This is a genomic window from Pseudoalteromonas sp. 78C3 (assembly GCF_002836695.1).
GTDB lineage: Bacteria > Pseudomonadota > Gammaproteobacteria > Enterobacterales > Alteromonadaceae > Pseudoalteromonas > Pseudoalteromonas arctica.
The window spans coordinates 1-25,010 of record NZ_PJAV01000138.1 but is presented as its reverse complement, the minus strand read 5'-3'; the positions used below and the strand labels follow the sequence as shown (position 1 = coordinate 25,010).

Genomic DNA, 25,010 nt, shown 5'->3' with positions numbered 1-25,010 from the left:
ATTTATCCAGGTACATTTGTTAATACTTTGAAATAAAAAATTAACTATTTAATGATAAAGGAGTAACTAATTGTTACGTATTATGTTTCGAGTAGTTTAAGTTTATCGTCTATGCCATTCCATACATCAGCGTCCTCTGGTGCAGGTTTAACCTCTGTAATGCGCGGCCAGACCAGTGCAAGTTCAGCATTCAATTCAGTAAACTCTTTTTGAGATTCTGGTAATTCATCTTCTTGGTATATAGCATCAGCTGAACACTCAGGGACACATAAGCCACAATCAATACAATCAATTGGGCTAATAGCTAAAAAATTAGGGCCTTCAAAAAATGCATCTGCTGGGCACACTGAAACGCAATCGGTGTACTTACATTTTATACAATTTTCGGTAACTACAAACGCCATACTATTTTAATACCTAAGATTTTAAATAACAGCTGCGGATCATACCCATCCACCCCAAAAATACAATAAATAAGTGCCATATCACCCTATTTTAACGTAAAATACGCGCCTTATGTTTGCACACCAACTGTGCCCTACATCCCCTTATTGTGAGCGGTAATTAAAAACCCGCTATGACACCTAAAAGAGATATAAATGATACGTTTAACCGAAATAAAGTTGCCACTTGATCATGACGAAGATGCAATTGGCCAAGCAATTGTAAATAAACTAAAAATCCAACCAGAACAATTGCACAGCTTTAATGTGTTTAAACGTGGTTATGATGCACGTAAAAAAACTGCAATTTTACTTATTTATACACTCGATATAGAAGTAGATAACGAAGCTGATTTACTCGCAGCATTTGAAAAAGACCAACATGTAAAAGTAGCGCCAGACACAAACTATAAATTTGTAGCCCAAGCCAGCGAAAATATAACAGAGCGCCCTGTCGTGATTGGCTTTGGCCCTTGTGGTTTATTTGCAGGCTTATTACTTGCTCAAATGGGCTTTAATCCCATTATATTAGAGCGCGGTAAAGAGGTACGTGAACGTACAAAAGACACGTTCGGTTTTTGGCGTAAACGCACACTTAATACCGAATCAAATGTACAATTTGGTGAAGGTGGCGCAGGTACATTCTCAGACGGTAAGTTATACAGCCAAGTAAAGGATCCAAAACATTACGGTCGTAAAGTCATTACTGAATTTGTAGAAGCTGGCGCACCCGATGAAATTTTATACGTAAGTAAGCCACACATTGGTACGTTTAAACTTGTCACCATGATTGAAAAAATGCGCGCTCGTATAATAGAACTAGGCGGCGAAATTCGCTTTAGCACACGTGTTGACGATATTCATTTAGACGACGGGCAAGTAACAGGTTTAACGCTTTCAAATGGCGAGCAACTAAACACTCGCCATGTTGTATTAGCCGTTGGTCACAGCGCACGCGACACGTTTGATATGATCCACAAAAAGGGGATTTATGTTGAAGCAAAGCCATTCTCAGTCGGTTTTAGAATCGAACATAAACAATCAATGATCGATGAATGTCGTTTTGGTACAAATGCAGGAAACCCAATTTTAGGCTCTGCCGATTATAAACTTGTTCATCATTGCGACAATGGCCGCACAGTTTACAGCTTTTGTATGTGCCCAGGTGGCACAGTAGTCGCTGCAACCTCTGAAGAGGGCCGCGTTGTTACCAACGGTATGAGCCAATATTCACGCAGTGAGCGCAACGCTAACAGCGCTATTGTGGTAGGCATATCACCGGAGCAAGATTTCCCAGGTAATCCACTTGCCGGAATAGACTTACAACGTAAACTTGAAGAGCAAGCGTATGAGCTTGGTGGTAGCAACTACGATGCACCAGCCCAGTTAATTGGCGACTTTTTGAAAGGTAAATCATCAGAAAACTTAGGTGAAGTACAACCCTCTTACACACCCGGTATTAAGTTAACCGACTTGAGTAAAGTGCTACCACAATTTGCAATTGATGCTCTTCGCGAAGCGATACCAGCGTTTAATAAACAAATTCGTGGCTTTTCAACTAACGACGGTTTATTAACCGGCGTTGAAACACGTACTTCGTCGCCTATTAGTATTAAGCGTGATAAAACATTCCAAAGTATTAACACCAAAGGGCTTTACCCTGCAGGTGAAGGCGCAGGCTACGCTGGCGGTATTTTATCAGCGGGTATTGATGGTATTAAAGCGGCTGAAGCGGTCGCACTGTCTATGCTAGAAAACGCTTAAACCTCTTTTTTAAGCTGTTTATCGAAAAGCCTCACTTTGTGAGGCTTTTTTGTGCTAAATGTATAGAAAATAATAACACCTTAAGCACCTCAATAATGATCAAAACATTTACCTTTTCGTTGCTTAGTGTATTGGCAATTTTTAACGCTAAAGCACAAGAACTAAAAACCATCGATGAAATTCACAGTGCATATAAAAATAATTCTATTAATGCACAGCAACTCACCCAAAATTATATAGACCGAATTAATAAACTTAATCCACACTATAATGCGGTTATTAGTTTAGAGCCTACAGCGATTGCTCAAGCTAAAACGTTAGATGAACTTGCCGTCAATGGAACTTGGGCTGGGCCATTACATGGAATACCTGTACTTCTTAAAGATAATATAGAAACTAAAGGCACACTTCCTACAACGGCTGGCTCTTTAGCACTTAAAAATAACGTTACTAATAATGATGCTTTTGTTGTTAAACAACTACGTAATGCGGGCGCTATAATTTTAGGTAAAGCTAATTTAAGTGAGTGGGCAAATTTTCGTTCATCCTATTCATCTTCAGGCTGGAGTGCCGTAGGCGGACAAACACATAATGCGCACGATGTAACACGTAACCCATGTGGTTCTAGCGCAGGTTCTGCTGTTGCGGTAGCACTTAACTTTGCGCCCATAGCATTAGGGACTGAAACAGACGGTTCAATTACGTGCCCAGCTTCAGTAAATGGAGTTTATGCAATAAAACCGAGTATGGGCCAAGTATCACGCTCAGGTGTTGTGCCTCTTTCAAGTAGCCAAGATTCAGTAGGGCCGATGGCGCATTCTCTTAAAGATTCGCTGCTGGTTTTATCTGTTTTGCAAGGTGAGGACTCCCTTGATGCAACAACTACAGGGTTTGAATTAAAAACAGGTAATATAAAATCAAAATCGTCACTTATTATTGGTGCACTGCCTAGCGACAAATTTACAGTTGAAACGCAGCGCCTTTATGCCAAGCAGTTACAAGCATTACAACAGGCTGGACACACTGTTATTAATGTAGATATTACTGATAACTTAGATACGCTATTTGCTGATGAATACTATATTTTACTTTACGACTTCAAAGCCGAAATTAATCATTACCTCGCAAACACTCCAACACAAGTGGCTGTTAAAAGCCTAAAAGCACTTATTAATTTTAATATTCAAAATAAAAAAACAGAAATGCCCCACTTTGAGCAAGACATCCTAGTTCAATCGCAGGCTATTGATTTAACTAACAAACAAAAATACCAGGAGACTAAAGAACGCTATCGCACTTTAGCAACGACAGCCATTGTTAATGTATATAAAAACAACAAGCTTGATATTGTTATAGCGCCTACAGTATCACCGGCCTGGAAAACAAACTTAGTTAATGGTGATAATTTTAATGGCAGTAGTAGTTCGTTATCTGCTATTGCTGGCACAACGCACATAACCCTACCGGTCGGAAAAGTAAGTGGTTTACCGGTTGGTTTGTCCATAATAGCAAATAAAGAGGACGAGCAAGCGGCTTATGTATACGCAAATATTATTGATGAGGTGTTATCACCAGGCACAAAAAAACCTGAGTAAACTCAGGTTTTTTAAACTAAACGGCGTTAACTATGACTTTTTAAGTGACAGTTTTTCGCCTTTTAAGCTTTTACGAACGCTTGAAATACGTGAGCGATTTACTGCTCTCGCTTCACCGGTTGCTTGTCCTGATAACTTGTTAGAACGTGTACGGCGTAAATGCGCTGGTTTTTTACCAATTTTATCAATGAGTACTTCACGGTTACTTACTTCATAACCTTCTAAATATACACGTTTGATTTTTTGGCCGATTAGCGTTTCAATTTCAAACAAAGTGTTTTCTTCTTCACGGCTAACAAATGAGATTGCTTGACCTTGACGACCAGCACGACCTGTGCGGCCAATACGGTGAACGTAATCTTCTGCAAGCCATGGTAAATCAATATTAATTACACGAGGTAAGCCATCAATATCAATACCACGAGCAGCGACTTCTGTAGCCACTAATACGCGTACCTTGCCTTCTTTAAATTCACGTAAAGCACGACGACGGTTACCTTGAGATTTATCACCGTGGCAAACGCCTGCCGGAATACCATCGAGGTTAAGCTCTTTAACAAGCTCATCAGCTGTTTCTTTCATGTTTACGAAGACAAGCACTTGTTGCCAGTTTTTCTTACCAATCAATTCAGAAAGTAGCTCTTGCTTACGACGTTCTTCAACTGGGTAAACAACATGCTCAACGGTGCTTGCTGTACTGTTAGTTTGATCAACACGGACTATTTCAGCTTGTTTCAATACTTTAGATGCAAATTGTTTAATTGCTGCAGGGAATGTAGCAGAGAAAAGTAAAATCTGGCGCTCTTCTGCACAGCTTTTAATAACGTTTTGCATATCTTCAATAAAGCCCATATCAAGCATACGGTCAGCTTCATCAAGAACAAGGTGCTTAACACTTGCAAGGCTTAAGTTACCTAAACGAATATGATCAAATAAACGACCTGGCGTTGCAACAACAATATCTACACCTTCTTTTAAAGCATTTGCTTGGCCGGCTGTGCTAACACCACCAAATAAGCTAACGACTTTAAGTGATGTATGCTTTGCAAAATCTCTAAAATTATTTGCAATTTGTTCTGCAAGTTCACGCGTTGGAGCAAGTACTAATGCATGAGGTGCATTAGTTGTGCTGAGTTCAGACTCAACCAATTTTTGGATGATAGGTAAAGCAAACGCGGCAGTTTTGCCGGTACCAGTTTGTGCACTGGCTAAAACGTCTTTACCTTTACGAACAGCAGGAATTGCTGCGCGCTGAATGGGCGTAAGGGTGTGATAGTTAAGTTCGTCCAACGCCTGGATGATTTCAGGAGCGAAACTAAAAGATTTAAAATTCATGCTGTATAACCTACGGCCACATTATCAAGGGTCGCAAATTATACAGTAAAAACGAGCTAACAGTTAGTTATAACTTATCTTTTAACGTGTTTAATCTACTTTATAGCGTTTAAATATTAAAGAGGTGTTAATACCACCAAACGCAAAGTTATTACTCATCACGTAATCGGTATTAATCTCACGCCCTTGATGCCTTATGTAATCAAGCTGAGCACATTCGTCATCAACGTTATCTAAATTAATTGTTGGTGCAAACCAGTTATCTGCCATCATATTAATGCTTGCCCATGCTTCTATTGCACCACAAGCACCTAATGTATGCCCCAAATAACTTTTTAACGAGCTAATAGGTTTGCTGCCCAATGCTTTAAACGTTGCGTGAGACTCGGCAATATCACCTTTATCTGTTGATGTACCATGAGCATTAACGTAACCAATTTTTTCTGGTTCTAAATTGGCATCTTGCAGTGCCATTTCTATCGCTAGTTGCATTGTTTTTGATGTTGGTTGAGTAACGTGCTGTCCATCAGAATTACAACCAAAACCAACCACCTCAGCTAATATTGTTGCTCCGCGCGCTTTTGCATGTTCGTATTCTTCTAAAATAAGTGTACCCGCGCCTTCGCCTATCACTAAGCCATCGCGATTTTTATCAAAAGGTCTTGGTGTTTGTTTTGGTGTTTCATTTTTTGTAGATGTTGCATAAAGCGTATCAAATACTGCAGCCTCTGTGATGCATAATTCCTCTGCTCCACCAGCCACCATTATTTTTTGTCGGCCAAACTTAATCGCTTCATAGGCGAAGCCTATTCCTTGAGATCCCGATGTACAAGCAGAGCTTGTTGTTATAACACGCCCTTTTAAACCAAAAAACACACCAACATTTACAGGGGCAGTATGCGCCATCATTTTAATGTAACTCGTGGCTGTTACACCTGACATCGACCCCGTTTCCATCATATTTGCAAAGGCGAGTAATGGCTCAGTAGAGCCCGTAGATGAGCCATACGCTATACCCGTAGAGCCATCTGTTAGACTTTCGTGCTCGAGTAGTTTGGCTTGTTCAAGTGCGCATTCAGTAGCACGAGTTGACATAAGTGACACTCGCCCCATTGAACGGATTTGTTTTCGTTTGTAATGACCTGGTCGCTCAAAGTGTTTAACTGGCGCGGCTAAACGAGTATTGAGGTCGTCAGCTATATCCCACTCTGGCATAGTAACAACAGCATTTTCGCCTTTAATTAAGGCTTGTTTGAATTCAGACCAATCATCGCCCAATGCAGTGACCACCGACATCCCTGTTACAACAACGCGTTTAATCAAACCATGCCACCATTAACCGAAATCACTTGGCGTGTTATGTAAGCTGCATCATCAGACATTAAAAAAGCGACTGTTCCCGCAACTTCTTTAACGCTCCCCATGCGTTTAAGGGGTATCATTTTCATCATTTCATCAATAGGTAATTCATCAGTCATCGCGGTTTCTATTAAACCAGGTGCCACACAATTAACTGTGATTTTGCGTTTTGCCAATTCTAATGCAAGTGCTTTAGTGGCCCCAATAATACCGGCTTTTGCTGCACTATAATTTACTTGTCCTCGGTTACCTGCAATACCTGACACCGATGACATTGTAATTATTCGCCCACCTTTACGGCTTTGTACCATAGGCATTACAGTTGGGTGTACTACATTATAAAACCCATCAAGGCCTGTACGTATTACACAATCCCAGTCTTCCCCTTGCATAGCAGGAAATGCCATATCGTTAGTAATACCTGCATTACACACCACGCCATAATAAGCGCCATGCTGAGCTATATCTTCTATTATTTGTGCTTTGGCCTGCTCTCTGTCGCATACATCAAATTGTAATAAACTGGTGGTTCTACCTAATGCATTAATTTCATCGCATGTTGCTTGAGCTTGCTCAACACCCGCTCTGCAATGTACTGCAATATCAAACCCTTGCTCAGCAAGTTTTAACGCAATAGCTTTACCAATACCACGGCTTGAACCCGTAACTAAAATTCTTTTTGTCATTGATTTTCTCTTATAAATTCCAACGGGTTTTCAGGCTGAAATACATTAATTTTTGCTTGGCAAAGTAGAGTTTCACACACGAGTATTTGGCATTCAAATACACTTAAACCTGACTCTTCTTGATATAGCTTTTTCACTTCAATAGTCAGCTTACTGCCGTTTTTAAAACACGGTTGATAAGTTTGATACTTTCGCGTGCCAATTAAAAAACCAATTTTTACAGGTTTATTTTCATCATTCGCTAACGCACCAGCGTAAGCGGCAATAGACTGCGCCATGTACTCAACACCAATATAGCTAGGTACGCCGTTAATTGCAGGACTAAAAAAAGGGCTTTGCTCAGTTATAGTAACGCCGCATTGAGCTTCATCTTCGCTGTGTGTTAAAAGGCTATCTATTAAAATCATAGGCGCATCATGCGGGACTACTTGCTCTATAGGGTAATTAGTCAACGTTAACTCCCAATATTAAGCTGGCATTATTACCGCCAAACGCAAATGAATTAGATAAGCAATATTTAAGAGCGGGCTTAAACGCTTGTTTTATTATTTTTATATCAGCCAAATCACTGCCTTCTTTAATCGCGTTATACGGCAGCATATGTTGGCCGCTGTCTTTTAATAATAACCAACATATACCGGCTTCAATGGCGCCTGCAGCACCAAGAGTATGCCCTGTTAAATGCTTACTTGAGCTAAGCGGGGTATTGTTGCCAAACACGCGATTAATTGCAAGTGCTTCCATTTCGTCATTTTTTACAGTAGCCGTACCGTGAGCGTTAATATAATCAATATCACCACAGGATAACTTTGCGCTTTTTAGTGCTTTTTCCATTGAGGCTTGGGCGCCCATCCCATTAGGATCGGGGGCTGACATATGATGCGCATCTGAGCTTTCGCCACTGCCTAGTAACATAATGCCGTTATTTGTTATTGGCTTATTTTTAGTCATTACAAATAAAGCGGCCCCTTCACCAATATTAATGCCGTCTCTGGTGCTAGAAAAAGGCTGGCATAAACCCGAGCTTAAAGAAGCGAGCGAGTCAAAGCCATTAATTGTTAATTGGCACAAACTATCCGCACCACCACAAATTACCACATCGGCTAAATCAGCATTTAGCAAAGCTCGGGCGCTAATTAACGCTTTGCTACTCGACGTGCACGCAGTAGAAATACTGTAACAAGGCCCTAGAGCCCCTATTTTATGTGCAATATAATGAGCGGGTGTAGCTAACTCTTGATCACTGTAACTAAAGTCATCAGGCCAGAGTTTTGTACTTTCATAGTTTTTACGCGCTCTTTCGCCATCATGAATACCTGATGTACTAGTACCCATTACAATTGCGATACGCGACTTATCAATATGCGAAAGTTTATCTAAGGTTGGCTTAATCTGCTCTAAAGCTAGATCAATAAATGTATTGATACGTTTATTATTTGATAAAGCAATAGACTGAACTTGCCCGACATACAGCGGAGTTTGCTCAGCACTTAAACTTTTATTTAAAGTTAATAAAGGAGTTGCAGGGTTATATTTATTTAAGCTTGTTGTGGTTGCATCTTGGCCTATGCCCATCGCACTCACAATGCCTAAATCATTCAGCCAATATGTCACTGTTCTACCTTTTTAAATGTTATTTGATACTGATGTAAAATATTGTTCAACGTTGTCGACTCATCACTATAGTCAATGGTGATAAATGTACCTTCATCGTTAAATACTTCCCGATTAGAGCCAACCTGCTCTATTAAAGCACCCTCTAACTGCTTTTGTAAAAATGCTACTGGCCAATGTACTAATGCAATATCCGCTAAAATATAATGAGGGTCTATCCCTTCTACCGCCAGCATATTTCGTGTTTTTACTGGGCCATTTAAAGGTTTTTCAAGCTCCATAATCGGAAAGCCTTGCACTGTCATTAACAATAACTTAATTGCACCTTTGTCATTTATAGCTAATTGGGCAAATACAGTGTGTGTGTTTTGCTGATTCGTAATATACAAAACATGCTGCCAAGACTTATCAAACATTTGTGCTGGCACACTATTAATATTTAATTGAATATTAGGTGATAGATACACTCTATTTTTAGATGCTGTAAAACTCGTACATGCGCTCAATACAGCAAATATAAATACACTACACACCACATACTTAATTAATTTTGACATAACTGAGCCAACACATTTAAACGGCGTTCACTTTGTGCAACAAATGGGTTATTTGTATCCCATGCGTAGCCCGCTAAAATAGCACTAATCATTTCTCGCACCTGAGTATTTTGTTCAGAGTAAAATATCACATCCTGAAAACGCGTATCGTACCACCCTGTTACAAATGTTCTAAAACAATCGACTCCAGCTTGTAATGGCTGTGCGTAGTGAGCGTCAAAATCGACGACTTCGTTTTTTAAATAGCGATCAACAAGTGGGGCAACTAAATTTGCAGATTTGAGTGCAATTGTTACACCTGATGAAAATACCGGGTCTAAAAATTCCCCCGCATTACCCAATAAAGCAAAGTGCTTACCATATAACTTACTCACATTTGCCGAGTAGCCTTTTATATTTTTTGCTGGAGTTAATAACTCACGCTGTGCTAACAGTGTTTTTAAATAAGGGTCTTGCTCTATAAATTGATTTAGTAAATCGCTAGATTCATCATCATTAAAACGCTCTGACTGCGCCACAACCCCAATACTCGCAGTACCATCACTAAAGGGAATAAGCCAATACCACACGTCTGAATATTGAGGGTGTACGGTAATCAAAATTTTATTTCGATCGAAGCTTGTATCACTAATATTGTCTTTAAAGTGACTAAAATAAGCGCTTCGAACAGGAAAGTTAGAAGGAAGCTCTAAATCTAACAATTTTGGTAATACACGCCCAAAGCCACTTGCGTCCAATACAAATCGGGCATTAACGCGATAAGCTTGCTGCTGCTCATTGTGTACCACTAATGATGCACCATTTGGCTCATCACAGTAGTCAACCACCGTGTGCTTATATCTGATTTCTACGCCTTGTCCTTGTGCTTTGTCTGCTAATAATTTGTCAAAGTCGGCTCTTTTCACTTGATACGTAGTGTCTGGGCCTTTAGTAAATTTTTCAGTGAAATTTATAGTTGTATTTTGCCCTGCCCGATGAAAAGCAGCGCCATCTTTAAACTGAAAACCTAAAGCCGCTGCATTGTTATGTAGTGTATCGATTAAGCCCGCGTCTTCTAAGTACGCCATACATTGCGGCAGTAAGCTTTCACCAATTGAAAAACGTGGAAACGCCTGCTGTTCAAGTACCAGTACCCGCCATCCCTTTTGAACTAAAAGACTACTAGCCAATGCACCAGAAGGCCCAGCGCCAATAACAACAACATCGTACTGCTCAAGGTTATTCAAATTATTGTTCCTTTTGAGGCTTTAAAACACTCAGCGGTGATAAAAAGTAAATAGCTAAAATCCCTACCATTACACTCAGCCCAAAGCTAAAAATAGCCGGTGTATCAGATGCACTCAACATGCCAAATACCCACATTGATGACGCAGCCGATAAGCTAATCGCTAACACATTTTTGGGCTCTAACTTATTTATTTGATAAAAAACGAGGTAATCAATTGCTAAGGCAATAACAAGTAACGCACCGAGTAAATTAAATAACGACAAGCTACCTTGAATCGCATTACATACCCAAAGCATGCTCAACACCACAACAGATAAAATGGTCACCTGCAGCAGCGCTATCTTAATCGTAAATCGCCAACTAAAAAGCAGCCAACTAATAAAACCCGCAAGCACTAGGCTTAATAGTAAATATTCACGGTAATCACTTAATAAAGCACTAATTTGTTTAGGTTTATTATAAAGGTAAATTCCATTGTTTTTTTCAACCTCATTAATTAGTTGATCAGATGAAATACCCGAAATAGACACCCACGTTATCGATTGTTCTGACTCAACAACCATTTGAGAAAGCAGTAATGGTTTAAATGTACTCGTGGCGAGTGTTTCATAAGTTAATAAGGGCGCTTTTGTACTTGCTAGCACTTGCCCTGTAACGCGCTCAGCAATATTCAAAGTCCCTTTGTTTTTTGCCTGTTCAAACAAGGCTTGGTTATCCCTCTGCTTTTGTAAACTAGGCAACCAATGGCTAATGCTATTATGTTTAAAATTAGGGTTTAGTTGGGTTAAGCGTTTTAAAAATTGTTCTTGTTTTTGTAATAGCGCTTCGTCGCTATCTGCAAACATAAAAACAATTTGGCTATCCCATTGCCCAAGTAATAACAAATGCTTTTTTTCGTTTAGCATTAAATGTTCGGAGCTTGCATTTAATAGCTTTACATCGTCATTAAAGCTAATAGGTTTTATCAAAAATAACGCACTTATAAGGACTAATAACGTAATGAGTATTGGTTTTTTTAAACTATTGCAGTATAAAAAAACCTTAATGAGCTTTTGACTCATCAATAAACTCGAAGGCGATAACCTGAGTGTAGATTGCCACAATGGCAAAACTAAAACTGTAAATAGCCAAGCACTCACTAAACCCGCAATAACAAACACACCAACTTGAGATAATAACGTTAGTGGTGCACCTAGTAAGCAGCAATAACCCAGCGTAGTCGTAATAAGAGAGAGTAAAAGCGCAGATTGTGTCCCTTTGCTGTAGCCTTTTTCATGCTCTTTTTTTGCTAAGTCAGTCATACCATGGAATGCATAATCAATGGCAATACCAATCAAGGTAACTGCAAAAACAAGCGTTAATAAATGAATAGTATTAAACAGCAACACCATAGCGATAGCGCCACCAATAAGTGCGCTCAGTACGGTAAAGCTTGCTAATAAAATACTGTTTAAACGCCTAAATACCCAAAATACCATACCAATAAGGGCTAATAAGCTAATGCCACCAAACAGGCTCATCTCGTATTTAGCTTGTTCAGCATTTTCAGCCGTATGAAATAGCACACCAGAGTAAGTAATGCTTAAATCAGGGTAGGTTTTATTAAGTATATTAATCTGTTTAATTATCGAGCCAGCTAAATCAATTGATTTATTAACCCCTAAATTTTCGGGCGCTAAGTTTGCCAAAATGACACTGTATTCAACGCCTTTTAAACGTCGAGTTAAACGACCTTGTTCAAGCGTAAACAATTGGCTTTGTTTTAAGTTATCTTCTATAAATGCCGCTAAGCTCAAACTTGTATCTTTGCTTAAGGTAGCACTTACAAATGGGTTGCCTAACTGATTTAATTGCTCAAGGTAATAATATTCAAACGTTGTTTTTTTGATTAATATTTGCTTGTAAGTATCACTTAATAACGCATGTTTGAAAGGTGAGAATGTTTGCGCTAAATCGTTAACGGACGGAAAGTTAAATGTGCTTTTAATTGCATTATCGTCGAGCCATTTTTGGAAATCATCAAATGCTTTATTTTTATTATTTCCTGCAAACGAGAACATAATACGGTTAGCATTTTGCTGAAAAAAAACATCTTCCGCATGTGCAATTTGGGAGTGCGACTTTGGCAATAAGCTAAACATATCGGCGCTAAACGTTGGTTTAGACAGCCAAAAAGCTGCAGCAAAAAGTAAAATTAAACTGCTAAACCACCCTACAATAACGGTAATTCGTTTTGTCACTGCACTATTCCCTTAATTAACCACTGCATTATTTAAAAACATAATTTTATTTGGAATAAGTAAACTCAATTTTTGTGTTATTTCCTGAGTGCTCATTTAGTGTAATACTGCTCACTTGCTTAGCAGTTTCACATAAAATAAAATCACTAAATAATTGCTGTAACATCGCTTCTTTTGGTGTTAACTGTGTGCAACTGTCTTGCATTTTAGCAATATCAAAACGTGTTTCCAGCGCACTCATATTTACGCTGAGTAAGTCACTCAGTAACCCTACAAATTGCTCGCTACCAGGTTGTGGTATTAACTCACCATTGGCATTTTGTGCAAGCACTTTGCCGTTTTCTATTATGAGCATACTCTCAACAGGCATTTTCACTTGCCAAATGAGCTTTTCATCAATTAACGAAAAAACACCCGACGAAATAAAAGGCTTAGCAAATCCATTAAATTGCTTATATTGCTTAAACTCACCTTTAATAGCTGCTGCATTTACTACAGTGCAAAACAGTAAAAAGCTAATAGCTATGCTCAATGTAAAACATTTTAAAAAATTCATTTAATCGCCTATAAAATAAAAATTTAATTCAAAACCGCTTTTAACTTATTAAATAAAATAGCGGGTGATTCAAATTGCATTTCTTTGGAGCTAACCTCAACCGCAACTTGCGTGGTTGAGGCTTTAGTAAGGCGCTTATTAGTTAGCGAGTCAGTGATTACGTAATCAATCCGTAGTCTATTCTCGTATTCTTTTAAATAAGCCGCTACTTTAATTTTTTGAGTAAATACTGCTGAGGCGACATACTTTATTTGCATATCAACAATAGGCCACGCGTAGCCCGATTCATGCATTTGCGGGTAATCATAATCAAATAAACGCAGTAACTCGCAGCGCGCTACTTCTAAGTAACGTGGGTAGTTACCATGCCATACAACATTCATTGGGTCGCAGTCATGAAATGGAATTTCGATTTCTACCACATGCGTTAATAATGCACCTTTACTATTCATACAACGCCCAACGTTTAGTTTGAATATACCCTATTGTTTGCCTTAGCACGGCTTCCATTGGTCTATCCTCAGTGAGGTTTTCAAAGTAATCAGTTATATCGGTATACATGTTTTGCATATTTTGCGTTAAAGTCGAAAACTCAAGATCGCCTTGTTTTATACGCAATCTAACACCTTGAATACTTGCTAATAACGTACTTGCTAACACTTGTTCTGTTAGCTGTAAAATACGTAAACAATCGCGAGACGCAATAGTTCCCATACTCACTTTATCTTGATTATGACACTCTGTAGAGCGAGAAAAAACGCTGGCCGGCATGGTTAGTTTTAACGCCTCTGCTGTGTAAGCACTACAGCCAATTTGAACCGCTTTAAAACCATGATTAATATAACGGCGCTCTGGTGCACTATCAGACAAGTTTGAAGGTAGCCCATTGTTGTACTTAGTATCAACCAAAGAAGCGATTTGTCTGTCTGCTAAATCAGCAAGGTTTGCAACGGCTGTTTTCATGCTATCCATTGCCATTGCAATGTGGCCTCCGTAAAAATGCCCGCCGTGTAATACATGCTCACCTTGGCCGTCAATTATTGGGTTATCGTTTGCTGAATTAAGCTCGTTTTCTATCATGTGCCTAAAAAACGGCAGACTGTCTTGCAGAACACCAATAACATGGGGTGCACAACGGATTGAATACCTATCTTGAAGTCTGTCTGCATTACGAGGGTGATCGTGATGGTTTAAATCGTCTCTTATCCAACGTGCAATTTGCTGCTGCCCAGGATGTGGCTTAACTGAAAATAATATCTCATCAAAATGATGGCTATTTCCTTTAAGCGCTAAACTTGATAATGCAGTAATACGGCTCGCCAGTTTAGCTAAGTAATTAGCCCTATCAAACGCTAAACACGCTAATGCAGTCATTACCGCTGTGCCATTCATAACGGCAAGACCTTCTTTTGGCCTTAGTGTTAGAGATTCTAAGCCAACTTCTTTCATAACTTCAGCACTGTTACGTACTTGGTCTTTGTAAAACACATCACGCTCGCCTACCATCGCACCTGCAACGTAAGATAACGGTGTTAAATCGCCACTGGCACCTACTGACCCTTCTTGCGGGATCACAGGCACTATATCGTTATTTAAGTAATCTTTAAGTAGATGCAGCATTTCCCAGCTAATACCAGAGTAGCCCTGAGAAAGTGATGTTAAGCGGGTCGCTAAAATTGCACGCCCTTGAACTTTATTAAATACATCCCCGAGTCCACAGCCGTGAAAGCGAGTTAAATGCAGAGGTAATTCATCAACTAAATCAAGGGGTACAGCCACCGTTACAGAATCACCGTAACCAGTAGTAACGCCGTAAATCACGCCATCTTCTTTTAAAAGTGTGTCTAAAAAACGCAAAGCGCTATTAATTTTAACGCTAAAAGTTTCACAGCTATTTAATTGCACTTGTGTTTCATTAAAGGCAACTCGAACAATATCTTCAATTGATAATCGCTGATTGCCAAAAAGCTGTATATTTTGTTCAGTCACACTTGTTCTCCATTGATTGATCGCGCACTACCTGCTGATCACTTTTCCAAAAATCGTAAAAATTAAACCACTGATAAGGATATAAAGCTGCGTAATAACTCAAACGCTGTGCATAGTCAGTAATAATAAGTGTTAGCGCCTGCTGTCGCTCTCGTCGAGGCATTTTTAATGACTGGCTGTAACGTTCAAATATCACTTGATACTTTTTGCTTTTTTTATCTTTTAAACAAAACAAAAAGTAAACAGGGCAATCAAGCAGCGCGGCTAATATAAAAGGCCCCTGTGAAAATGGGGCATTTTTGCCTAAAAACGGTACCTGTACCGACCGAGAAGCCGTTGTTGTGCTTGTTCTGTCACCAACAATAACGATTATTTCTCCCTGCTCTACTTTTTCTTTTAGTAAAATAGCTAAGTCAGGCCCCATATCAGTCACTTGTATTAAATTAACCGACACATCTGGGTTAATCTTTTTAAGCATTTTATTAAATTCAACAGCGTGATGGGTAAACACCAGTACATTTATTTTTTTACTGCTGCGGTGCTGGCTAAGTGCCCTGCACACCTCTAAATTACCCAAGTGGGAACCTATAAAAATAGCCCCTTGATTTTGCTCATCTAGCTCAGCAAATAAATGCTCATTAGTGTATTTAATATCACGTTGGGTTATTCGCCCAAGCCAAGCATCAATTTTATCTAATGCGCTATCTGCAAAACTGCAAAAGTGCGTTAATTGCATTTTAAACGTAACAGGTTGTTTACTGCCTTGGTAAACATTAACCTGCGCTAAAAACGCTTTAGATGCTACACGCGCTACTTTTCCTGTTAAAAAAAGATAAAAAACCACAGGAAACAAAACAATCCACAGCCCTTTTCTACCCAGTAATTTATGAGCAAATAACAGTATTTGAATACCTAAGAAATTACCGCGCTCTTGCATTTTAGACCAGTGTTTAGCGGCCATAACGCCTCTTTAATTTATGCCAAATTAACACAGGAGAGCGAATCAACATTCCAAAAAACAAGCGGGTGTGTAACCACGAAATACGCACGTTATCGTGTAATGGCTGAAAATGAGAAAGCCCATTTTCGGGGTAAATTACTTGGCTAGGTAAAAATACAAAAGGCACATTGCGCCAATATAAACGCACTAAAATTTCGGGGTCAAAATCCATGCGTTTTCCAAGCGATACCTCATCAATTAGCTTTGTACTTTGCTCAAGCGGATATACTCTAAAGCCACACATCGAATCTACAATTGTAAAACTTAACGTTTCAATCCATACCCAAACATGCGTTAAATAACGTGCTAAATAACGGTGTTTAGGCACTGAATCGTCATATATTGGGCAACAGCTTATAAGCGCTTTAGGCTGAGCGTTTGAAAGCGCTATTAGTTTTTTAATATCAGATAAGTCATGCTGACCATCAGCATCAACCTGTATCGCATGCGAAAAACCTAGCTTATATGCTTGCTTTAAGCCGGTTTGTACCGCGCCGCCTTTGCCTTGATTATCGTCGTGGGTAACTACACTCAACTGCGCGTGTTTTGCATCAAGCTTACTAAACACATTTTTAGCTTCGACGTTGCTTGCGTCATCAACCATAATAATAGGAAGATTAAATGACGATAATTGGCTCAGTACATCATCAATAACCGTAATGTGATTATAATTTGGGATAACAATACAAAAGTTATTCATTTATCAGGCTATCAAAAATAACACGGCCAGATGCATGCTGTCCTTTGTTTGAATTATACGAAAAGGTATATTTATTCTCTGCTTTTTGCTCTAGCAATAATTCGATTGTTATACCTGGGGTAATCACTACCTGAAATTTTAATACTTCAACATTTTTAACAGGTTGCTGAACATTATAATGTTTGCAAATTGCAGCCACAGCCCAGTCTAATTGCACAACACCTGCGAGTATTGGGCCATCCGTAAAATGTCCTTTGAAATAATCTAAATCATGAGGAACTAGTAAGCTTAATTTATACTTTTGCTCTGCTTTTTCACAAGACAGTAAATCAGGCTGTGTTTTAGTCAACTTTTGCAAAAAGACTCTCCAATGCTTTTAAATTTAACTTTGCCTGTGAGTTGTATGGTAATTGATCTACAAAACGCCACTTTTTAGGGATACAAATTCGCTCAAAGCGCGCTAATGCATGCGCTTTTAATAAATTATTTGTAGCTAACTTACCGTCACCATTAAAAAATATCTGCCCTTTATGCGTAAGCACAACAATAGCGCCTACAATTAACCGCTCACCAGGCAAGGCGATTACTTTAGCTTCACTTACCCACTCACTAGTACACAAATGTTGTTCTAGTTCATCTAAACTTAATCGTTTTTCTTCTAATTTTATAATTCGATCGAATCGGCCTAATAATCTAAATTGACCATTTTTAAGTACTTCGCCTCTATCATCTAAAGGGTAATTTTTGTCGCGAACGAGCGGTGAGTTTAAAATTAAACGCTGATCGTCCAAAGCCCGTACTTTAATACCCGAAAAAGGCTGCCAAAGGCTAACCTTTTCAAGTGAAGTAACTTGTCGATATGCAATACCACCGGTTTCGGTACTACCAAAAACTTGTGTAACTGGTTTATTTAATTGCGTAAACAACGATACAGCATCTTCGTTTAATAGCGGTCCACCTGATGAGAAAATCCATTGTAAATGAGACTTATCATCCACTAAAACATTATCAATACATAACCGTTTTAACTGCGCTGGGCTTGAAACAAACACTACTTTTTTAAATAACTTGAGCTTTGTAGCTATATGTTCTGGATAATGCAATAGCTCTGTATTTACAACCTTTCCTGCACGTAATGGCCACAACAATCTAAACAATAAGCCGTATATATGCTGATGCGAAACACTCGCTATAAAAATAGGATTATCAATCAGTGCGTAGCTATTAATTAATGTACTTAATTCTTTATTTATTACCTGCCACGTTTTTACAATTGGCTTTGCTTTACCCGACGAGCCCGACGTGTAAAAAACAATTGTGCCTTCTTGAGGCCATTTAATTGTTTCAATAGATACAAAGTGAGGTTGATTGACTAAGGTTCCTATATCTAAAAAATCAGCCTCTAAATCGGCTACTAATTCAGACTCACCAATAAAAAAAGGTGTTTGTTTAAGCAAGGAGTTTAACGTTGCAGGTTGCCCATTAGGCGGCAAAATCACTGTGTTTCCGTGTAGTGCCAAAGCAAATAAGTACACGGCAAATTTGTAGGTGTCTGTGGTGTATAAAACAACCGATGATTTAGCATTTAACGTTGATAGCTTTGCTAAAACTTCGTTTATATCACTAACAAACTGACGCTCCGAAATATCATTATCAGTATGATTAAAACATGTTCTTATCGCATTACTTTGAAAAGCATTAAACACCGGCGTTCCTTTTTACTTTTTGTCTGACTAGCCACTCTATAGCAAACAATGTGCCCATAGCTAAGTAAGCAATAAAACCATTATAAAAAGCCCAGGTTTCTAGGCTACTAAAAATACTGGTGTACAGGGCAATGCCACCGTTTAATACAAAAAAAACACACCACACTAGCGTTACTTTTTTTGTATAAATTACACCGTTTTCATCAAGTGAGGGCTCAGTAATGCGCGCAAAGGTTTCAATAATAGAAGGCCCTTTATACAAAGAATACGCAAACACAACTAACATGACTAAATTAATGATTACGGGATACAAACGCAGCCCTAAATCGCTATCCATTACCTTGGAAATCAAAATAGTAATGGCAGCTAAAAATGTAGCGGGCTTTAACCACGGCATTTTATCAAACAAGGCTCTGCTTAACCAAAGTCTAAGCCCGAGTAAAAATAGCAGTAATACTGTAATAATCTGACTATTAAAACGCGTAAGGCCTACGTACACAATAATAGGGTAGCAAGCCAAGCAAATCATAATTAACGTTGTTAAAACTGCTTTTAACATAGTATTAGTTAACTAACTTTTCTATTTCGGTGACTATGTCTTGCACTGTGCGCACAAGTTTAAAGGCATCAGGCTCAATTTTTTTACCTGTGATTTCTCTTAATTTCACAACTAAGTCAACTGCATCAATACTGTCTAAATCAAGATCTTGGTACAGGTTAGTCTCTAAGCTAATATCTTCTGGGTCTATTTCAAATTCGTTTTCTAAAATGCCGTGTAATACATCATAAATTTCAGCAGCGGTTTTCATCTTTCTTCCTACTTTTATATATTAAGAACGTGCTTGTTCAATAAATTTTGCTAAAGAATTAACTGAGGCAAAGTGCGCTTTAGTTTGATCAGAGTTTGCATCTATTTTCACATCAAATTGCTTCTTTATCGCAAGACCAAGCTCTAATGCATCTATGCTGTCTAGTCCTAGGCCATCTACAAATAAAGCGTCATCATCTTGTATGTCAGCAGTGGTCATGTCTTCAAGGTCAAGGCTTGAGATAATCAGTTGTTTTATTTGTTCTTTTAATTCGCTCATATATTTTTTAGCTCTTGTGTAAAATAATGTTGTAAATCTTTAGTCAATTGGCGTGATTGCATCGCAGGCATATCGCTGTCGTACGTTGCACAATTAAACTGCTGGCTCGCAAGCCCCATTGTAAAATGCGCCTGATATGGCGCGACCTTATACCAAGGTGTGCCCTTGGTTAAAGTGTTTGGCTTCATTTTAATTAAAAAAGTAGTAATGGGCGCATGACATCTAATTGCAATATTTGCAGCGCCTCGTTTAAACTTTAATGTTTTGTGAGGCTCTGTCCGTGTCCCTTCAGGAAATACAATTAAGTTATTACCCTTTTGCAAACTGCGCTCGCACTCTCGTAATAGCTCCTGCGGATCGTCATTACTTATATAGCCGGTGCTTTTAATAACGCCGCGCATAAAAGGATTTTTAAATAAATGCGCCTTTACTACGCAATCTGCATTTTTTACTACCGAAATTAAGACAACAACATCAATTAAAGAAGGATGGTTTGCTAATATCAGTTGCCCTTTTAAGCCTTCAATTTTTGCTTTATCGTTAACATGAAATCGAATAACGCCCGTTACATGCATTAAACTAACAAACAATTTGAAGCTGTAATGTACTGTTTTTCGAGCCTTAATCTTTTGTTTAACTGAGTCACTTTGAAATAGGCGCTGAGCAGGAAAAACAATAAAGGCTAATACTAAACCACCCATTCCAAAAACTGAAAAGCAAAATGCAGTAGCAATAGTCCGCCAAATCAACCCACATAGCCTTTGTACATTTTTAAGCATGGTATGTAAGCTGCCAATCGTGCTCAAGCGTGTTATGAACAAGTAATGTATTGCTTCGCTCATACAAAGCTTTAGCGCATTGAATACTCATTGGTAAGTCGCTTTTTTCCATGCCCGTATTAAATACTTTGTTTAAACTAAAATGGGGTTCGCCTTTTTGCGGCGCTCTTATTATTAAACCAATAGAGTGTGCTATTTGCTGTTCATCGGCGTACTGAGCGTAAATATCGGGGAGAGTCTCATCGGTATGAACTATTAACATGTGTTGCTGATCGTTATCAGCAAGTCTTACAAAGCCATCTACGAGTGCATAAATAAAGCTTTCGGCTCCTGCAGCAATAGCATTTGTAGCACTTGTATTACCCTGTATTATCCCAAAAAGTCCCGATGCGGCATTATGCACACTTAACCCAAAACCAGTGGGCGACAGTGGCTGATCATTTACTACATCAATAAGTAAGTTAGACGTTTTGTGAAAATCACCGTGGCGAGAAGAAAAAACACTCGGTAAATTAACGTAGTTACCTTGAGTGCTTACTTGATGAGCACTAAAGAGTGCCATTTTAATAAAGGAAGTCATTCGGCGTCGCTGCATAGCAGGCACCCAACTAAGATTTAATACAGAGGAATCAAACCAATTACTCTCTTTTATTTGTCGCTGTTCGGGCTTTATCCATATAGCGAGTTCTTCAACAACAAATTTCACAGCTCTGCATATTTTATAAGATATAAGGGAAGGAATTTTACCGATTTTAGCAATAGAAGTAAATAATCATTAACAAAAAGCACTGAACTAACACTTTGTTCAGTGCTTGCTCATATTGCTAGGAAAGGAGGGCTATATCGTCCTGCTTTATACACTTAGCTGTGCCGCCAACAACATCGTTGTTATTCAACTCATTAATTAATACTTCGCCTTGAGCTTGCTGCTCATCACTAAGCGGTAAATACGGTAATCTAAATACAGGGTTTACTGCACCTGTCATCATCAACGCGGTATTAATAGCAATGGGGTTTGGTTCACAGAACAACCAGTTCATTAATGGTTGTAATGATGTATTTAACTCATCATTTTTAGTATCCATTAACTGACGGAACAAACCAGGTATAAGGTTAGAAGTAACCGAAATAACACCGTGCGCTTTATGTGTGTGGCGCGCATCATGACTTTCGTCATCGTTACCCGACCAACATGCAATACCTTGTTGTTCATAATGGGCAATACGTTCATTACCGCCACACTCTTTTACACCAATAAAATATTCATGTTTAGCGAGTGGCTCAATAATATCAGGTGTTAGGTCTTGACCTGTTCGCCCTGCTACGTTGTAAATAAAGGCAGGTCCAATATCAAGTACGCGCTTAAAGTGCTCTTTAACACCCGCAATTGACGTACGTCCGTAATACGGATTAATTTGCAGTGCTGCATCCATACCGCTGGCAAAGCCATATTTAGTTGCTTTAATCGCTTCACGGGTGTTGTTACTACCGGTATTACCAACAATAACCAGTTTGTCACCATACTTGTTTGCACTGTGCGCTATAAGCATTAAATGCTCTTCCCAGTTCATTAACTGGCCTTCGCCTGTTGTGCCACCAACTACAATGCCGTCAACGCCTGCTGCAATTTGTATTTCTACGAGTTCATCGTACTTTGCTAGGTCTATTTCACCGTTTGCTAAGTATGGCGTTTTAATAGCTGTAATAAGGCTTGCTTGTTTAATTTGGTCTAGGGTGCGCATAAAAAATCATTATTTATAAAACTTGCGCTATTTGTAACATAATTGCCGGTACTTTTGGAGGTGTAAACCCACATTTAATTATAAAATCTCTTGTGTTATTAAGTTTGGTAATACAAAATGAACAACTGTATATATGAACAGTACTTTATTTTTAACGATACCAGAGGCTTTATGCGTTTATCTGATTACTTAGCAACTCATTTTTATAACACCGATGAACTGTGCCAAGCATTAAATATAGATGCAGATACACTTTTAGCTTGGCAAGAGCGAAGCGTTTTCCCAAAACCAAGTTACTGTATTAAAAGTCAACTTAGCTGCAGCTCATATTCAGGTTTGTATGAATGCGAAGAGTATGACGACTATTACCCGCGCGGCTGTGTTAATTGGGGTCAAGGTCTTTTAAAACAAAAAATAGAATCATCAAGCCATGCTTTTAATTATTTTGCACAGCAATATACTGCAAGCCTAACTAAACTCGCTCAGCAAGGATTTACGTTTAGCGAAGAGCTATTTGGCTGCGAAATAGACGAGCACTTGCAGCAAATTTGGCAACAGTTTTTATGCAGTAAGTACGGCGTGCTTACTCAAAATGGATTAATAGACGAAATAGTCTCGGTAGATATTGGCAGGCTATTAGTTGACGACATTACAGAACTGCGCAGTAAAACGAGCTTAAACCAAGAAGAAAGAGCGCTACTGCACCCCGCCATGAAGCTTTTAAACAAAGCATTAGGGCATGGCGCCGATCATGAAAAACAACACACATTACGCACCCGCTATATAGATGCACTTATTTTAAAATACGACTTATCTATAAAATAGCTTTGCAATAGTTTGATTATTTATTATTTTAGGATTATTTTACGAAAAACAAGATCTGTTAACTTAATTGTTACGTAAAACATGATTTAAAGGCACTGACTCAATGACAATCAAAACAAAAATAAGTGTAATTTCTGCTGTAATCACTATCCTGTCTTTTAATACGCTAGCTAAAGCTAACCACGAAATAGCAAATGACGACATAATAAAAATGCAGCGTGCAGCACTTGCTAAAAACACTGCGAATAAAGGCTTTGGCCCACAATCTCCACGCAATATTGATAATTATAAAGGCGAAAACACCGTAGTTTTCTCTCATGCCCCAACTTCATCAAATATGAACTTATGTAATATACACTTTCATAAAAATGCTGAACATGCCGGTGGCGAGTTTAGTAAATATGCCGGAAATGGTAATGGAAAAGGCTTTAAAAGTGGCTACTTATATTCAGGCTCTTTAACTAAAAGTGAAAGTAAACCAGCAAAAATTGAAATTTGTCCGAGCGATCACGGCGCGCTTTTAGTTGGCGATACCATTGAGGTTCATAACGTTCATACGTCAGCAATTGTAAAACCAGGCCCTACCTTGGGTAGCTGTTTAAGTGATTCGATTAAAAATCCGCAACTACGTGTTGAAGCCCAAGTATATGTATTAGTAAACGATGCTAACGCACTTGATTTTGCTGAAATAAGCACCGTGTCATCTGTTAATGGTTACTATCAAGCTATTGCTACACCTACAAATACGGGTAAACCGGTTGTTTATAGCGGTTCAACTACTGGTCCTAGTTACAACGAGACAGGCTCTCCTTTTCAAGTAACATGGTCAGTTAAACCAAAAGTAGCAAAGGTTGATATAAACAGTGTTGGCAAATGGTGTGAAAGTAACACCTTTAATGAAGATCATGCTCACGGCGTACGAAATCTCGTAATAAATCCTGCACTACTCTCTAAAATCAATAATTAAAATTTAGCCAAATAAAAAACAACCCGCTAATTAGTGGGTTGTTTTATTATGACCGTTAAAATGTGTATTACGCTTAATGGGATAAAAATGTCACATTAAATGTATTTAAATCTTCATATGTAATACATGTTTGCTCATTGGTATTAAGCTCAACAACACCACAGTAAGAACCAGTTATAAACACTTGCCCTGCTTTTAAATTAATTCCCTTTGCTGATAAGTAATTAACCGCCCAATAAAGTGGAAGCTGCGCAAGCTCTGCAGGATGCACACCCGCCAGGTTTAACTCCAACTCAGTTTGCTTAACGTTAATATTTACAGTACTTGCGTTATACGCTTTGGCTTTATCTATTTGTGGGCCTAAATACACGCCTTGATTAGATAGGCCATCGGCCAGCTTTTCAATGTGAGTGCTTGGAGTGTCTTCATCAAACCTTTTTTGGATAAGCTCAAGTGCCAAGTGGGCGCTAGCAAATGCAGTATCCACGTCTTCATTTGTATAGGTATTATTACTTGGTAAATCGCTTTGTAAAATAAATGCAATTTCTGGTTCAATAAGCGCTTTATTTTTTGTTGTATACAGTGGGCAATTTTCAGCTTGTTTTATAGGTGCATGTAAAAGAGGCGCTAATATAATTGAGCCATTATCTAAAGGCAGCATACACTTCCAGCCATATACTGTTTGATCATTTAAGTAAATCATCAACTTTTGTACTTCTATTGCATCGTCAGTCGAGTCTAGTACTAACTCTTTAGGAAAGTTTGAACGTGCTGGGTTTTCATCTCTTTGTGCTAATAAGTGAGTAGCAATTAGTTTTAGCTGTATTGAGTTGTTCA

Annotated in this window: 27 protein-coding genes; 4 read left to right on the top strand and 23 right to left on the bottom strand. The window is 38.7% G+C overall.

The annotated features are described in order from the left end of the window. Window positions 1-80: 80 nt before the first annotated feature. Entirely contained in the window at window positions 81-404 is a 324-nt protein-coding gene (gene fdxA, locus CXF76_RS08575) for a ferredoxin FdxA (protein WP_002958626.1), read from the bottom strand. 195 nt (window positions 405-599) lie between these two features. Here fdxA and CXF76_RS08570 point away from each other — a divergent pair, with 195 nt between their 5' ends. Together CXF76_RS08570 and CXF76_RS08565 are read left to right on the top strand one after the other, a co-directional pair. Beyond that, window positions 600-2,207, top strand: a complete 1,608-nt coding sequence (locus CXF76_RS08570; RefSeq protein ID WP_024591756.1) for an NAD(P)/FAD-dependent oxidoreductase — start codon at window positions 600-602, stop codon at window positions 2,205-2,207. Between the two features lie 95 nt (window positions 2,208-2,302). Continuing rightward, window positions 2,303-3,802, top strand: coding sequence for an amidase family protein (locus tag CXF76_RS08565; RefSeq protein ID WP_101163451.1), 1,500 nt, complete (start codon window positions 2,303-2,305; stop codon window positions 3,800-3,802). 30 nt (window positions 3,803-3,832) lie between these two features. On the opposite strand, the gene CXF76_RS08560 is transcribed toward CXF76_RS08565, so the two are convergent. From CXF76_RS08560 to dapA, 21 genes are all read right to left on the bottom strand, one after another. Continuing rightward, entirely contained in the window at window positions 3,833-5,137 is a 1,305-nt protein-coding gene (locus tag CXF76_RS08560) for a DEAD/DEAH box helicase (RefSeq protein ID WP_002958629.1), read from the bottom strand. Between the two features lie 90 nt (window positions 5,138-5,227). Continuing rightward, window positions 5,228-6,457: a beta-ketoacyl-ACP synthase gene (locus CXF76_RS08555; RefSeq protein ID WP_024591754.1), complete on the bottom strand. Its 1,230-nt coding sequence runs from the start codon at window positions 6,455-6,457 to the stop codon at window positions 5,228-5,230. After that, complete coding sequence (fabG, locus tag CXF76_RS08550; protein WP_024591753.1) at window positions 6,457-7,182, bottom strand: 3-oxoacyl-ACP reductase FabG; 726 nt, start codon at window positions 7,180-7,182, stop codon at window positions 6,457-6,459. The genes CXF76_RS08555 and fabG overlap by 1 nt, the downstream gene beginning before the upstream one ends. Then, window positions 7,179-7,634: an ApeP family dehydratase gene (locus CXF76_RS08545; RefSeq protein WP_024591752.1), complete on the bottom strand. Its 456-nt coding sequence runs from the start codon at window positions 7,632-7,634 to the stop codon at window positions 7,179-7,181. Before CXF76_RS08545 ends, fabG begins: the two co-directional genes overlap by 4 nt. Beyond that, on the bottom strand, window positions 7,627-8,796 hold the full coding sequence (locus CXF76_RS08540) for a beta-ketoacyl-ACP synthase (protein ID WP_024591751.1): 1,170 nt from the start codon (window positions 8,794-8,796) through the stop codon (window positions 7,627-7,629). The genes CXF76_RS08545 and CXF76_RS08540 overlap by 8 nt, the downstream gene beginning before the upstream one ends. After that, window positions 8,793-9,353 carry a DUF3261 domain-containing protein gene (locus CXF76_RS08535; RefSeq protein ID WP_024591750.1) on the bottom strand — a complete coding sequence of 187 codons (561 nt, stop codon included), beginning with the start codon at window positions 9,351-9,353 and terminating at the stop codon, window positions 8,793-8,795. The genes CXF76_RS08540 and CXF76_RS08535 overlap by 4 nt, the downstream gene beginning before the upstream one ends. Then, window positions 9,341-10,579 carry an NAD(P)/FAD-dependent oxidoreductase gene (locus CXF76_RS08530; protein WP_024591749.1) on the bottom strand — a complete coding sequence of 413 codons (1,239 nt, stop codon included), beginning with the start codon at window positions 10,577-10,579 and terminating at the stop codon, window positions 9,341-9,343. Before CXF76_RS08530 ends, CXF76_RS08535 begins: the two co-directional genes overlap by 13 nt. 1 nt (window position 10,580) lies before the next feature. Beyond that, window positions 10,581-12,821 carry an MMPL family transporter gene (locus tag CXF76_RS08525; protein WP_024591748.1) on the bottom strand — a complete coding sequence of 747 codons (2,241 nt, stop codon included), beginning with the start codon at window positions 12,819-12,821 and terminating at the stop codon, window positions 10,581-10,583. Between the two features lie 46 nt (window positions 12,822-12,867). Continuing rightward, window positions 12,868-13,377, bottom strand: coding sequence for an outer membrane lipoprotein carrier protein LolA (locus CXF76_RS08520; protein ID WP_024591747.1), 510 nt, complete (start codon window positions 13,375-13,377; stop codon window positions 12,868-12,870). Between the two features lie 23 nt (window positions 13,378-13,400). After that, window positions 13,401-13,829, bottom strand: coding sequence for an acyl-CoA thioesterase (locus CXF76_RS08515; protein WP_007580812.1), 429 nt, complete (start codon window positions 13,827-13,829; stop codon window positions 13,401-13,403). Next, window positions 13,822-15,366, bottom strand: a complete 1,545-nt coding sequence (locus CXF76_RS08510; RefSeq protein ID WP_024591746.1) for an HAL/PAL/TAL family ammonia-lyase — start codon at window positions 15,364-15,366, stop codon at window positions 13,822-13,824. The genes CXF76_RS08515 and CXF76_RS08510 overlap by 8 nt, the downstream gene beginning before the upstream one ends. Beyond that, complete coding sequence (locus CXF76_RS08505; RefSeq protein ID WP_024591745.1) at window positions 15,359-16,327, bottom strand: LpxL/LpxP family acyltransferase; 969 nt, start codon at window positions 16,325-16,327, stop codon at window positions 15,359-15,361. Before CXF76_RS08505 ends, CXF76_RS08510 begins: the two co-directional genes overlap by 8 nt. Then, a complete protein-coding gene (locus CXF76_RS08500) occupies window positions 16,317-17,066 on the bottom strand; it encodes a glycosyltransferase family 2 protein (RefSeq protein ID WP_024591744.1) in 750 nt (249 codons plus the stop codon). The genes CXF76_RS08505 and CXF76_RS08500 overlap by 11 nt, the downstream gene beginning before the upstream one ends. Then, window positions 17,059-17,424: an ApeI family dehydratase gene (locus CXF76_RS08495; RefSeq protein ID WP_024591783.1), complete on the bottom strand. Its 366-nt coding sequence runs from the start codon at window positions 17,422-17,424 to the stop codon at window positions 17,059-17,061. Before CXF76_RS08495 ends, CXF76_RS08500 begins: the two co-directional genes overlap by 8 nt. Beyond that, the gene (locus tag CXF76_RS08490; protein ID WP_024591743.1) at window positions 17,408-18,772 is read right to left on the bottom strand and encodes an AMP-binding protein; all 1,365 of its coding nucleotides are present in this window, start codon (window positions 18,770-18,772) and stop codon (window positions 17,408-17,410) included. Before CXF76_RS08490 ends, CXF76_RS08495 begins: the two co-directional genes overlap by 17 nt. Beyond that, the gene (locus CXF76_RS08485) at window positions 18,765-19,331 is read right to left on the bottom strand and encodes a hypothetical protein (RefSeq protein ID WP_024591742.1); all 567 of its coding nucleotides are present in this window, start codon (window positions 19,329-19,331) and stop codon (window positions 18,765-18,767) included. Before CXF76_RS08485 ends, CXF76_RS08490 begins: the two co-directional genes overlap by 8 nt. Before the next feature lie 4 nt (window positions 19,332-19,335). Then, on the bottom strand, window positions 19,336-19,581 hold the full coding sequence (locus tag CXF76_RS08480; RefSeq protein ID WP_101163450.1) for an acyl carrier protein: 246 nt from the start codon (window positions 19,579-19,581) through the stop codon (window positions 19,336-19,338). A gap of 21 nt (window positions 19,582-19,602) precedes the next feature. Continuing rightward, window positions 19,603-19,860, bottom strand: a complete 258-nt coding sequence (locus tag CXF76_RS08475) for a phosphopantetheine-binding protein (protein WP_007580830.1) — start codon at window positions 19,858-19,860, stop codon at window positions 19,603-19,605. Continuing rightward, window positions 19,857-20,639: a lysophospholipid acyltransferase family protein gene (locus CXF76_RS08470; protein WP_024591741.1), complete on the bottom strand. Its 783-nt coding sequence runs from the start codon at window positions 20,637-20,639 to the stop codon at window positions 19,857-19,859. Before CXF76_RS08470 ends, CXF76_RS08475 begins: the two co-directional genes overlap by 4 nt. Then, window positions 20,632-21,345: a beta-ketoacyl synthase chain length factor gene (locus CXF76_RS08465; protein WP_173585785.1), complete on the bottom strand. Its 714-nt coding sequence runs from the start codon at window positions 21,343-21,345 to the stop codon at window positions 20,632-20,634. Before CXF76_RS08465 ends, CXF76_RS08470 begins: the two co-directional genes overlap by 8 nt. A 118-nt stretch (window positions 21,346-21,463) precedes the next feature. After that, window positions 21,464-22,381 carry a 4-hydroxy-tetrahydrodipicolinate synthase gene (dapA, locus tag CXF76_RS08460; RefSeq protein WP_024608419.1) on the bottom strand — a complete coding sequence of 306 codons (918 nt, stop codon included), beginning with the start codon at window positions 22,379-22,381 and terminating at the stop codon, window positions 21,464-21,466. A 171-nt stretch (window positions 22,382-22,552) separates the two neighbouring features. Here dapA and CXF76_RS08455 point away from each other — a divergent pair, with 171 nt between their 5' ends. Both CXF76_RS08455 and CXF76_RS08450 read left to right on the top strand, forming a co-directional pair. Next, window positions 22,553-23,206 (top strand): DUF6058 family natural product biosynthesis protein, encoded by a 654-nt coding sequence (locus CXF76_RS08455; protein WP_101163460.1) that lies wholly within the window; start codon window positions 22,553-22,555, stop codon window positions 23,204-23,206. A gap of 103 nt (window positions 23,207-23,309) precedes the next feature. Further along, window positions 23,310-24,173 carry a delta-class carbonic anhydrase gene (locus tag CXF76_RS08450; RefSeq protein WP_101163449.1) on the top strand — a complete coding sequence of 288 codons (864 nt, stop codon included), beginning with the start codon at window positions 23,310-23,312 and terminating at the stop codon, window positions 24,171-24,173. 73 nt (window positions 24,174-24,246) lie between these two features. Here the strand turns inward: CXF76_RS08450 and CXF76_RS08445 are convergent. Beyond that, window positions 24,247-25,010 (bottom strand): 2-keto-4-pentenoate hydratase (locus tag CXF76_RS08445; RefSeq protein ID WP_232785109.1); only part of this gene is annotated, 764 nt, incomplete at its 5' end.